This is a genomic window from Maritalea sp. (assembly GCF_051251695.1).
Classification (GTDB): Bacteria; Pseudomonadota; Alphaproteobacteria; order Rhizobiales; family Devosiaceae; genus Maritalea.
The window spans coordinates 34,973-47,595 of record NZ_JBPOEU010000023.1; the positions used below are offsets into that span (position 1 = coordinate 34,973).

The 12,623-nt window shown below is 48.1% G+C and carries 11 protein-coding genes; 10 read left to right on the plus strand and 1 reads right to left on the minus strand.

What is annotated here, in order from left to right; genetic code table 11:
• Nucleotides 1-41 precede the first annotated feature (41 nt).
• From ACSHWX_RS13815 to ACSHWX_RS13835, 5 genes are all read left to right on the plus strand, one after another.
• On the plus strand, nucleotides 42-935 hold the full coding sequence (locus ACSHWX_RS13815; protein WP_435668813.1) for a carbohydrate ABC transporter permease: 894 nt from the start codon (nucleotides 42-44) through the stop codon (nucleotides 933-935).
• Nucleotides 936-1,026: 91 nt separating this feature from the next.
• Entirely contained in the window at nucleotides 1,027-1,821 is a 795-nt protein-coding gene (locus ACSHWX_RS13820; RefSeq protein WP_435668823.1) for a carbohydrate ABC transporter permease, read from the plus strand.
• Nucleotides 1,818-3,314, plus strand: a complete 1,497-nt coding sequence (gene argH / locus ACSHWX_RS13825) for an argininosuccinate lyase (protein WP_435668814.1) — start codon at nucleotides 1,818-1,820, stop codon at nucleotides 3,312-3,314. Before ACSHWX_RS13820 ends, argH begins: the two co-directional genes overlap by 4 nt.
• Nucleotide 3,315: 1 nt before the next feature.
• A complete protein-coding gene (locus ACSHWX_RS13830) occupies nucleotides 3,316-4,371 on the plus strand; it encodes an ABC transporter ATP-binding protein (protein ID WP_435668815.1) in 1,056 nt (351 codons plus the stop codon).
• Nucleotides 4,371-5,300 (plus strand): carbohydrate kinase family protein, encoded by a 930-nt coding sequence (locus ACSHWX_RS13835; protein ID WP_435668816.1) that lies wholly within the window; start codon nucleotides 4,371-4,373, stop codon nucleotides 5,298-5,300. The genes ACSHWX_RS13830 and ACSHWX_RS13835 overlap by 1 nt, the downstream gene beginning before the upstream one ends.
• A gap of 45 nt (nucleotides 5,301-5,345) precedes the next feature.
• Here ACSHWX_RS13835 and ACSHWX_RS13840 read toward each other — a convergent pair whose 3' ends face one another.
• Nucleotides 5,346-7,358: a putative bifunctional diguanylate cyclase/phosphodiesterase gene (locus tag ACSHWX_RS13840; protein WP_435668817.1), complete on the minus strand. Its 2,013-nt coding sequence runs from the start codon at nucleotides 7,356-7,358 to the stop codon at nucleotides 5,346-5,348.
• Nucleotides 7,359-7,806: 448 nt separating this feature from the next.
• Here ACSHWX_RS13840 and ACSHWX_RS13845 point away from each other — a divergent pair, with 448 nt between their 5' ends.
• The 5 genes from ACSHWX_RS13845 (at nucleotide 7,807) to ACSHWX_RS13865 (ending at nucleotide 12,602) form a co-directional block, all read left to right on the plus strand.
• A complete protein-coding gene (locus tag ACSHWX_RS13845) occupies nucleotides 7,807-8,757 on the plus strand; it encodes an MBL fold metallo-hydrolase (protein WP_435668818.1) in 951 nt (316 codons plus the stop codon).
• Nucleotides 8,758-8,807: 50 nt separating this feature from the next.
• Nucleotides 8,808-10,433, plus strand: coding sequence for an FAD-dependent oxidoreductase (locus ACSHWX_RS13850; protein WP_435668819.1), 1,626 nt, complete (start codon nucleotides 8,808-8,810; stop codon nucleotides 10,431-10,433).
• Between the two features lie 8 nt (nucleotides 10,434-10,441).
• On the plus strand, nucleotides 10,442-10,633 hold the full coding sequence (locus ACSHWX_RS13855; protein WP_435668820.1) for a DUF2783 domain-containing protein: 192 nt from the start codon (nucleotides 10,442-10,444) through the stop codon (nucleotides 10,631-10,633).
• A 334-nt stretch (nucleotides 10,634-10,967) separates the two neighbouring features.
• Entirely contained in the window at nucleotides 10,968-11,582 is a 615-nt protein-coding gene (locus tag ACSHWX_RS13860; RefSeq protein ID WP_435668821.1) for a TetR/AcrR family transcriptional regulator, read from the plus strand.
• A gap of 69 nt (nucleotides 11,583-11,651) precedes the next feature.
• A complete protein-coding gene (locus ACSHWX_RS13865) occupies nucleotides 11,652-12,602 on the plus strand; it encodes an oxidoreductase (RefSeq protein ID WP_435668822.1) in 951 nt (316 codons plus the stop codon).
• The last annotated feature ends 21 nt before the right edge of the window (nucleotides 12,603-12,623 follow it).

The following is a 12,623-nucleotide window of genomic DNA, read 5'->3' on the forward strand; positions in this document are numbered from 1 at the left end:
GCCGCTTTTTTTGCGCCAAATGACGCAAAGGGGAGTTGCAAATGGGTTGGTATCAGTCCCTCACAATTAAGCAAAAGCAAGTGGTTTGGGCTTGGGCATTTCTTTCCCTCCCCGTCGTATTTTATTCAGTCATACGGTTTTACCCCACGCTCAACGCGATCACCTTGTCGTTTCAAGAGTGGAACCTTTTAGGCTCGCGAAACTGGGCGGGTTTAGACAATTATTATAAGCTGTTTGCGGACCCGGTATTTTGGAAAGTGTTTAAAAACACCTTCGTTTACCTGCTGCTTGGCACGCCGATTAGCTTGCTCATTTCGTTCATCATTGCGTACAATTTGGACAAAGTCCGCTTTATGCATGGCACGATCAGAGCGCTGTATTTCTTGCCCTTTATGACCTCAACTGTAGCGATGGCATGGCTTTGGCGCTGGTTCTATCAACCTGTTCCCATTGGCTTGTTTAACAACGCGCTTGCGAGCATTGGTATTCCCCAATTCCCGTTTTTAGGATCAACCACTTGGGCGCTGCCGTCGATTTTGGCACCAGCTGTTTGGGCCGGTCTAGGGTTTCAAATCATTATCTTTATGGCCGGACTAAGGGCCATCCCGCAAACCTACTATGAAGCAGCGCGCATTGATGGTGTTGGTGCATGGACCACTTTGTGGCGGATTACATTGCCGCTATTGAAGCCGACTATCGTCTTTTTGGTTGTGCTTTCTTCAATCGGATTTTTAAGAATTTTTGATCAGGTCTTTAACATGACCTCGAACAATCCGGGCGGTCCGCTCAATTCAACCAAACCCCTCGTGTTGATGATTTATGAAACAGCATTTAACGCGTTTGATATGGGCTACGCGGCGGCTCAAACGGTGGTGTTGTTCGCTGTATTGCTGGTTGTCAGCCTAACTCAACTTTACATTATGAGGGACAAATAATATGGCCGATACCGCTGAGATTAAAGCCACTTCAAGTTCCCTTGACGCTGCTAGAACATCCCACCGACGCAAAAGCGGTGATGTTGGGCAAATGGCCCGATGGATATTGCTGATGGCTGGTGGCGTGTTGATGGTGTTGCCCATCATCTACATGCTTTCGACGTCCCTAAAATGGCCGCATGAAATCTACAACCTGTCGATTATTCCGGATGAGCCGACCCTTGAAAATTACATCTATGTTTTGGAGGACGGGCGGTTTTATACTTGGTTCCTCAACTCGCTGGTCATCGCTGTAGCCACCACGGTTTCGGCCGTTTTGTTCGATGCGCTGGTTGGATATGTGTTGTGCAAGTTTGAGTTTCGCGGCCGCATGATTGTGTTTGTGGCGATCTTATCGACATTGATGATCCCGACCGAAATGTTGATCATTCCTTGGTATTTGATGGCCAAAAACTTTGGCTGGCTGGACAGTTATTGGGGCATCATGTTCCCCGGTATGATGACTGCATTCGGCACGTTCTTGATGAAACAGTTTTTTGAGAGTGTACCTGATGATTTCTTGGAAGCTGCACGTATTGACGGGCTCAATGAACTAGAGATCTGGTGGCGCGTGGCCATGCCCATGGTTACCCCGGCGCTCGCCGCGCTTGCGATCTTTGTCTTCTTGGGCAATTGGACTGCCTTTATCTGGCCATTGATTGTGACGAACAGCCCTGAGCTTTACACGCTGCCCGTTGGCCTTACGACATTCAGTGTTGAACAATCCGTGGAGTGGGAATTGATCATGACTGGGGCCGCGTTGGCGACCATCCCAACTTTGGTCGTGTTCCTGGTGTTCCAACGTTATATCATTCGTGGTGTGGTTATGGCGGGCCTAAAAGGATGACGGACAATACGGTTTTTCCGGACCCGCATTATAAGACAACGGTGCTTGCGCCGTTGTTTGAAGGGGCCAAAGCACATTTTGTGGAACCCATTCGGGCGATCAATCAGGCGCATTTGCTGATGCTGGTTGAGACAGGCATTTTGGATCAGGATGTTGCATCTGACATTGCCAATGCGCTTGTCGATATTGATAAAAACGTCGATGTGAATGCACTCACCTATACTGGCGAATACGAAGACTATTTCTTTTTGGTCGAAGCAGAACTTAAAAAGCGCGTTGGGCCGGATGTCGCGGGTGCTTTGCACACGGCGCGCAGTCGTAACGACATGGACCACACAGTGTTCAAGTTGGTTTTGCAGCAGCGATGCAATGATTTGATCAAGCTTGGCACAAACTTGTGTTCCGCGATGATTGAAACGGCTAAGCGTGAGAGTGACACGCTGATTGTCGCCTATACCCATGGCCAGCCAGCTCAACCCAGCACTTTTGGGCACTATTTAGCGGCCGCCATTGAAGTGTTGCTGCGCGATCTTGACCGTTTAACCCGTGCCCGGACGGCGCTGAATAAATGCCCGATGGGTGCCGCAGCGATTACGACAAGTGGGTTTGAAATCGATCGGCACGCTGTTGCAAAATCTTTGGGTTTTGAAGCGCCGCTTGAAAATAGCTACGGGTGCATCGCGTCGGTTGATTATGTCACGGGTCTCTATTCGGCGATCAAACTGACATTTTTGCATTTAGGCCGATTGGTCCAAGACTTTCAGTTTTGGAGCGCCTTCGAGGTTGGCCAGCTATATGTGCCCAACAGCTTTGTCCAAATCAGTTCCATCATGCCACAAAAGCGCAATCCAGTTCCTATTGAGCATTTGCGGCTTCTATCGTCGCTTACGGTGGGTCGCTGTGACATGATGGTCAATAATATGCACAACACGCCCTTCACGGACATGAATGACAGTGAAGGCGAAGTACAGCAGGCTGGTTACGCGGCTTTTCAGAGCGGATCGCGGGTATTAGAGCTGCTTGGTGCATTTATTCCAGCGTTGAAAATCAATTCAGACCGCGTTCGCCAAAACACGGATGCATCTTGCATTACAATTACCGAGTTGGCAGATACGCTGGTGCGTGAAGATGGATTGTCATTTCGCCAAGCCCATGAAGTTGCGGCCCTAACAGCAAAAGCTGTTATCGCCCAAGGGGCAGGTCTTGCTAGTGGGTATGATGCGTTTCAGGCTGCATTTGAAGGCGATGTTGGCCATGCTTCAAAGCTTGACAAGAAAGCTTATCTGAAAGCTGTTTCACCAGAGCAGTTCGTTGCAGTTCGAGACCGCTTTGGTGGTCCTGCACCCCGTGCGCTCAACGCGGCACTTTCTGGCTATCAAGAACAATTGGACCAAATATTGGTTCCCCATAATCAAAATATTGAACGAACATCAAATGCGACGAAGAGCCGGAATTCGGCATTCGCTCAGCTTACAAAACATAGGGAGAATTGAGGTGGCAACTGTCTCACTCAAAAACCTGACAAAGGTTTATGGCAAGGTCGAAGTTTTGCACGGCATCAATCTCGATGTTGAAGACGGCGAGTTTGTTGTTTTTGTAGGCCCATCGGGTTGCGGTAAATCAACCACCTTGCGCATGCTCGCTGGCTTGGAAGAAGTGACGGACGGAGACGTGTTGATTGGCGATAAGTACGTCAATAATTTGGAACCAAAAGACCGTGACATCGCAATGGTCTTCCAAAACTACGCGATTTACCCGCACATGACGGTGCGCAAAAATATTGGGTTTGGGCTGCACACATCAGGGCTTTCCAAACCAGATAAAGAAAAACGGATAGAAGAAGTGGCTCAGATTTTGAGCATGACAGAACTTCTTGATCGTAAACCGTCTCAACTGTCTGGTGGTCAACGCCAACGGGTGGCCATCGGTCGCGCGATGGTTCGCAATCCAGCGGTGTTTTTGTTTGATGAACCGCTTTCAAATTTGGATGCGCAATTGCGTACGCAAATGCGTCTGGAAATCAAAAAGCTTCACCAGCGTGTTGGCACCACCATCATTTTTGTGACCCATGACCAGGTTGAAGCCATGACCTTGGCCGACCGGATCGTGATTATGAAAGATGGGCATATTCAACAGGTGGGCACCCCTTCAGAAGTGTTCCAACGCCCTAAAAATATGTTCGTCGCGCAGTTTATCGGTGCGCCTTCTATGAACATGCTGCCCGGAACACAGGTTAAAGGCGGCGTTCAAATTGATGGCGGGCCACTGCTGCCGGTGGTGGCGCAAAATGAGGCGGCAAAAATCACGGTTGGCATTCGCCCAAGTGATCTGCACTTAGCCCAAGACGGACAAGCAGTCCTCATGGAAGGCGCTGTCACGATCGTCGAGCCACTTGGCACAGAGACATTGCTTTATGTGCAAGTCGGTGACCACGAAGTTATTGCGAGCGCGTCGGGACGTCACGAGGCAAGCCCGGGAGATAAAGTGAAACTGACGGCTTCAACAGATGAAATTCATCTGTTTGATACAGCGACTGAAGAGGCCATTTAGTGACGCTTGAACCTGGCTGCAATGTGCTTTCAGTAGGCCGCGTATATTGTGACCTCGTATTCGCGCAAATCCCCAAAATGCCGGTTTTGGGAGAAGAGGTCTATGCGCAAGATTTCAGCGCCCATGCCGGCGGCGGTGCGTTCATTACAGCATCGCATTTTCGCTTTATCGGCATGAACGCAGCCTTGTGCGCTGTTTTGCCGTCCGGTGCGTTTGGTGAGTTGTTAAATGACCCGTTCGCAAATTCTGGGGTTGATCTTTCGCCCAGCGTTAAAGCCGACGAAAGTTGGGGGCATCAGCTGACCGTAGCGATGGCCCATGATGATGATCGTGCTTTTTTAACGAAGCGGGGCGGGGATGCCGTCCCCCACAATTGTGAGGCAATTATTCGGTCAGGCCAATATCAACATTTGCATATTGCAGAATTGGCGACCTTGTTAGAATGCCCGCAGCTTATCGGTTGGGCGCGCGCCGCGAACATGAGCATATCGTTGGATTGTTCATGGGATGTTGACGCAATGAACCATCGCGATGCGCTCGGTTTGATCGCGCAGTGCGATGTATTTTTGCCGAACCTTGCTGAGTTTCAATTTGTGATGAAGGGCAAGTATGAGGGCGAACCAGACATTATTTCACAAAAATTTGGCGCATGCTCGGTCGTCGTGAAATGTGGAGCGGACGGGGCCATCCAATTCAGCAATGGCGATAGGCTTAATGTGCCATCCACGCCCGCCACAGTAGTGGACGCAACCGGCGCTGGTGATGCATTTAATGCGGGGTATCTTGCCGCTTGGCTAAGAAATGACGACGCCGAACTTTGTCTGCGAGCCGGGCACGCTCAGGCACTTATGGCCATCTCTCAAGTTGGTGGCGCACTCAATATCGCGCAATCAAACGATCATTTTGATCTTAAAGCTCAAGCAAACTAAAGCCAGCCATTCATTGGAATATCAAGCATGGCATACTAGTTCGTATTAGCCGTTTTGCACCTTTGTTGTATTTTTACTTTGATCATTGGAGGCGACAGTAATTTGTTGCGCGAAGTTTTTCATCACGAATGATGCAAGCTCATCGACTGGCATTGGTCGCCCATATAAATAGCCCTGGAAATGGTCGCATTTTAAGTTCGCCAAGGCGGTTGCTTGGGCTGTTGTCTCAATGCCTTCAGCGGTGACTGTCATATCGAGCTTGTGGCCAAGCATAATAATCGTATCAAGTATTTCATGAACCTTTTTGGGGTCTGCATCCAGACCTGCGATAAAGGATTTATCGATTTTGATTTTGTTGAACCCGAACTGCCAAAGATAGGCAAGGCTGGAATATCCAGTGCCGAAATCATCCATCGCGAGCGAAATGCCCATTTGGCCGATTTGTGCGAGTTGCTTGGAAACAGACTCGGTATTTTCGATCAACAAGCCTTCGGTAATTTCCAGCTCTAGGCGAGATGGATCCACACCGGTGCGGTTAAGAATGTCTTTGATTTGATCAACCAGCGTACCATCATCAAATTGACGAGCTGAGAGATTTACAGCAACAAAGAGACCCTCTGGCCATTGGCTGGCTGCAAGTGCCGCCTGCTCAATAACCCATTTTCCGATGTTTTTGATGGCCCCCATTTTTTCTGCCACCGGAATGAAATCTAGCGGCGGAATATTGTCGCCTTCATGGTCTTTTAGGCGCAACAGGGCTTCAAATCCTGCGATCTTCTCGTCATCACGGCGCAAGAGAGGCTGGAAGTGAACCTGCATCCGGCCCTCATCAATCGCGTTGGTGATGGCGACTTCGATCTTGCGCCGGCGTTTAATGTGGTTTTCGAGTGATTTTTCGTAAAATGTGCAGGTATCGCGGCCATCCAATTTGGATTGGTAAAGCGCAATATCGGCTTTTTGCATCCGCTCTTCAAAGCTGAGTTTAGGATGGGTAACATCATGATGTATGCCGATTGAGATGCTGCCCTTTATCGTGGCTCCATCAATGACGATTGGCGTGCTTGTTTGCAGTCTCATTTTCTCCGCAATATCGCTCATCGCCGAGCTACCTATTCTTTCCGCGATCGCCACAAACTCGTCGCCGCCAATGCGCCCGACCATGCCATGCTGGCCGATTTCAGCTTCGATGGCCTTGCCGACATGCTTTAGGTAGGCATCTCCTGCCTTGTGCCCAAATGAATCATTGATCAGCTTGAAATTATCGATATCGATGAACGCAACGCCCAATTGACCCAATTCGATATCATCATTTGCTATTCTGTCTTCTAAGCTTTTCAGCAGACTTGTCCGGGTCATCAAACCAGTGGTGGTGTCGTATTTTGACAAATAGTCGGCACGTTTATTGGCTAGACTGGCTTGCCCTGATTTAAAGATGAACGCGACGTAAGGCCCGCCGAATGCGAGCGCAAAGACCGCTGCGAGTGCTGCTAACACCAGATTAAAAGCACCATGAAGGGCAGTAGCGGCGAAAGATTGATCCAGATACACCTCTACAACGCCAATTATCTCGTTGTTTTGGTTTAATACCGGCACATATGCTTCAACATATAGGTCGGGGCGATCATCTTTTAATGTCCCGTCATTTAGGGAAATGTTGGCGGTTTTTGTACGAATAACGTCAGCGGCGTCGATGTTTTTTTCATAAGTTGCCGCAATGTAATCGTTATAGGTTGAACCGGGTGCGAGGTTGGGTGCCAATTCGTCTGAGATCAAAACAAGATTGCCCTGCTCATTAAAAAGTTTGAAACGAAAAACTCCACCAACGCTCGCCGCTATTTGGATATGTTCCAATTGCTTTTCAGTTGGGCGCCCATCTGTGATCAGTTGTGGAAGCCCCACCATGTTTACGGCGAAAAAGTCTGCCCATATTTCGGCTTTGCGTTTGGCGTCAGTTGACACATAATTGTTTACGGCTGCTCCAATTAGTGCATTTGTACTCCACATCAAGACTGACAGCGTCAATATAGCAACAGCGAACAGACCTGACTTCTTGAACATAACATCCCCAATTATTGTAGAAAACCATCATTCTTTAACTGGATGATAAAGCTCAATATTTGTAATTTTATTTATTCTGGTGACGTTTGCGTAATTTTGAAAGTAAGCTCGAGATTCTCCCATATATAGACTTATGAATTAATCAAATATTTCACCTAACCTATTGATGTATCACAAATTAATTGTTTATTACCTATGTTTTTGAATAAGTTTGAAAAATCTTGTTCGTTAGGCTTGAAACTGGTTGCAGCGCGTTAAATTCCCCTTGGCCATTAACACATTTGAATAAGTTGCGCTTGACATAGTTGCATATGAAACTAATCTGCAAAAAAGGGAAACGGAACGAACAAACAACACTTGATTGCTTGACGGTTGCAAATTTGACGTGCCGAAAAGGTGCGCAGCTTTGAAGCTGTTTTGCTCAATTATACGAAAAGGATGGCCACCCATGGCAAAGGCATTTGCGTCCACTGGTGATATGGCAGACAAAAAGATTTCTTTTACCGAAGTGGGTAAAGATCTTTACGCTTTTACCGCCGAAGGCGATCCAAATACGGGCGTTATTATCGGTGATGATAGTGTGATGATTGTTGACGCGCAGGCCACACCTCGGTTGGCGGATATGGTGGTGGAAAAAGTGCGTACGGTCACCGATAAACCCATCAAATATGTGGTGTTGACGCATTATCATGCTGTTCGCGTGCTCGGTGCTCAAGCCTACGGCGCTGAACAGATTATCGGCTCCGAAAAATGTCGTTCAATGGTTGCAGAGCGCGGACAAGAAGATTGGGATAGCGAGTTCGGACGTTTCCCTCGGCTGTTTCAAGGTCATGAATCTATCCCCGGTCTGACGTGGCCAACAATGACCTTTAAAGACAAGATGACTGTTTATCTTGGCAAACGCCGGGTGGACTTAATGCATCTGGGTCGCGCTCACACGGCTGGCGACATTGTTGCTTGGGTGGGTGATGAAGAGGTGATGTTTACCGGAGATATCGTTGAATATCACTCAGCATGTTATTGCGGTGATGGTCACTTTAATGACTGGTCTGCAACACTAGATCGCATCAAAGCATATCAACCCACATCCATTGCGCCGGGTCGTGGGGACGCGTTGGTGGGAGCTGAAATGGTGAACGCTGCGATTGAGAACACACGGGACTTTGTTTTGTCAACTTACCGCCCAGCTGCTGCGGTTGCCGCACGCGGTGGCACGTTGAAAGAAGCATGGGACGCTGTTCGGGCAGAATGTGATCCAAAGTTTGGCGAATATGCAATTTACGAACATTGTCTGCCGTTCAACGTTGCGCGTGCATATGACGAAGCGCTGGGCATGGATACGCCACGTATTTGGACCGCAGAGCGCGACATAGATATGTGGAACCAGCTGCAAGGCTAGGCCAAAACACTTTCATTTGCTGAAACGCAATCATTCTTTGAGGAGTAAGAATGACCAAGGTTCTTCAAACCAAGATTTTTGAAACACCACTTTATCCGTATAAACGATCACCGGATCAGGATGCTGAGCAAATTGTTCGGCATCCAGTGATTGTGATTGGCGCTGGTCCTATTGGGTTGGGTGCTGCGATTGATCTTGCGATGCAAGATGTGCCGGTTGTTGTGATTGACGATAATGACAAAGTGAGTTGGGGGTCGCGTGCGGTGTGTTACGCCAAGCGGCCCTTAGAAATCTTGGATCGCTTGGGGTGTGGCGACGAGTTCGTCGACAAGGGCGTCATTTGGAATTTGGGCAAAGTCTTTTTTGATGAGCGCCAAGTTTATGATTTCGATTTGTTGCCTGAGGATGGACACAAGCGGCCGGCCTTTATCAATTTGCAGCAATACTATTTCGAGCAATATCTGGTTGAACGTGCATTTGAACTGCAACGCCAAGGCAAACCGATTGAAATACGTGGCATGAATAAGGTCACTGATGTCGATCAAAAAAACGACGGCGCAAGGGTTTCAATAAAAACGCCGGATGGTCCTTATCAGCTCGATACAGACTGGTTGATTGTTTGTGACGGGGCCAGTTCACCCGTTCGCCAAATGCTTAATCTTGATTTTGATGGGCGGATCTTTGAAGATAATTTTCTAATCGCTGATGTGATTATGGAAGCAGACTTTCCCGTAGAGCGTTGGTTCTGGTTTGATCCCCCGTTTAATCGTGGGCAGTCGGCATTGTTGCATTCGCAGCCAGACAATGTTTGGCGCATTGATTTACAGCTCGGTTGGGATATCGACAAGGAAGTAGAAAAGAAACCTGAAAACGTTATTCCCCGGCTCAAAGCGATGTTGGGCGAAGACGCAAAGTTCGAACTCGAGTGGGTGTCTATCTATACATTTCAATGTCGGCGGATGGAAAAATTCCGGCATGGCCATGTGATATTTGCTGGCGATGCTGCACACCAAGTTTCGCCGTTTGGCGCGCGTGGGGCGAACTCAGGATTGCAAGATACTGACAATCTATGTTGGAAACTCAAACTTGTTATTGATGGTGTCGCACCAGACAGTTTGCTGGATAGTTATGATTGGGAACGTGTTCTAGGGGCGGAAGAGAATATTTTAAATTCCACGCGCTCGACTGACTTCATCACCCCAAAATCTGATGCTAGCCGCGCCTTCCGTAACGCGGTTTTAGATTTAGCTGAGCATTTCGAATTTGCACGTCCATTGGTGAATTCGGGTCGCTTGTCGGTGCCTGCTGTCTATGACGGTTCTCCATTGAATGGCGCGGATGATGCCGGTTTGCCAATTCGGACCCGCCCTGGCGCCCCGTTCATTGATGCGCCGATTGGCGATGAATGGCTTGGCGACAAGTTGGGCAACAAGTTCCAGCTTTTGGCGATCAATATCGATGTAGCACCCTTGGAATTGGTCGAGGGGGTTGAGGTTGAAATACTTTCAATCGACACTTCAAAACTGGCAAGTGACGCATTTAAGGATCGGTATTTGGGCGATGCTAAGTCGGCGATTTATCTGATGCGGCCAGATCAACATGTCGCCGCGCGTTGGACGGATTTTGACGAAGGAAAAGTTAAAGCCGCATTGCTGAACACAATCGGGCGAGGGTGAGAAAACAAATGCTCAACACAAAACCGAACATTTCTGGCGCAGATGATTTCTACGCTGAATTGTTGGCACTGCATGATGGTAAAACCACAGAACAAAGCGCCGACATCAACGCGCGGTTGATCTTGCTGCTCGCCAACCACATTGGCGATAGAGAAATTCTGCGTGAAGCAATAGCGATAGCAAGCGATCCGAGTAAATAGGCTTTAGCTGGCTTCAATCGTACCTTGATGAAATCTCATCATCCAATCTTCATTCCCGAACTGCCAAATTGACGTTCTTGGGGCGCGATTTTCTGGCACTAGCAGCGCTTGTTCTTTTTTAAGTAAGATCTGTGCAATCGAATTGGACATAGGTCCGTTTATCATTCCATGCACCCATTGGGTAAACCCGATTTGGATGATGTATATTGTTTTTGATTGACTGATCAGTCATTTGGTCCTATGTGAGGGTTGTAATGCCAAACTTGGAAGGTAATCTGCAGGGGTGCGAAGATGCCTGAGCTTAGGCTGTAATCTTCGGATGTTGGAAATAGCTGTGACGAATAAGCAAACGACCGATGTAGAAAAAGTAGAGCCAACAAAGCGCGATCTGTTGATTGAGGCGGCGATTGATCTTTTTGGACGGCAGGGTTTTTGGAATACGTCGACGGCGTCGGTTGCTAAACATGCAGGTGTTGCCACTGGGACATTGTTCAATCATTTCAAATCGAAAGAAGACTTGATTTCACAGATCATGTTTTATCTAAAACGCGAAATGCTTAGCGCTGCGTCGGTTGGGTTTGATCCACAAGCTGAGCTTCGTGAGCAGTTGAGATCGTTTTGGCACAATGGGTGGCGTTGGGTGCTGATCCATTGCGAACGGTTCCATCTTATGGAGCAAATTAAGGTTTCAGAACGTATTTCAAAACACGACCCTGAAGCCGCTGGAAATACCTACGCTGAAATGATGGCTTTGTTGAAAGCTGGGGTGGATAGCGGCCAATTGCAGCCTATCGCGCCGGAATTGATCGCAGAAATGATGACTAGGCAGGGGCAGGCGATCGTCGAGTACCTGCTGTCAAATAATCTACTAAGTGACGTGGAAATCGATGCACATCTTGAAACAGGGTTTATGGTTTTCTGGCGTGGCATCAGTTTAGCAACAGAATGAAAATTGAAGCATCAATTGATCCTTTTGGGCTTTGATGCTGACTGACTAATCAATCAATTGGAGATAAATATGCCAGATTATGAATTACCTTTCGGCTCAAGTGGTTGGGATTATAACCGGATGCCGGACTTGACCGGCAAAACAGCCATTGTGACGGGTGGAAACTCGGGTATCGGCTTTGAATCCGCGAAAAAGTTTGTGTCTAAAAATGCGCACGTCACCATCTTTTGCCGCAATGAAGAAAAAGCGAAAGCAGCAGTTGCGGACATTGCAAAAGAGGCAGGGCCTGAGGGCAAAGTCGACTATATATTGATGGATCTTTCTGATTTAGCGAGTGTGCGGGCAGCGGCTGAGCACTATATGGCCCGACATGAAAAGCTGGATATTTTGCTCAATAATGCGGGATTGATGATGATCCCCACGCGCACCTTGACCAAAGATGGGTTTGAAACTCAATTCGGCGTGAACCATCTCGGCCATTTTGTCTTTGCTCAAATGCTGTTTCCATTAGTTGAAAAAGCAGCTGGACGCATTATTGCAGTATCTTCAATTGCCCACAATTGGGGGTTGAAACGGATCAAGTTTGACGATTTGAATTTTGATGAAGATTACTCATCAACGAACAGTTATGGGCAAAGTAAATTGGCCAACATGTTGTTCATTCAGGAGCTTCAACGCCGATTGAAAGCCGCCAACAGCAAAGTAAATGCCTATGTTGTGCATCCTGGCTATGCGGATACGAATTTGCAGCGCACGGGCCCGGGCGGCATTGAAAAATGGATGATGGTCGTTTTTGGACGTTTCTTCTCGCATCCACCCGTTCATGGCGCCAAGTCCTTGGTGCTGGCCTCCACTGATCCTGAAGCCAAACCTGCGACATTTTATGGTCCGGTAAAGCGTGGTGGACTTGGCGGTCCAGTTGGAATTTCGCCTGTCGCACCGCAGGGCAAGGACATGCAAGCGGCTGAAAAATTGTGGGATATCTCAGAGGAATTGACCAACGTTAAATGGTCAGTCTAGTGAAGCCGCGCGGCGTTGATG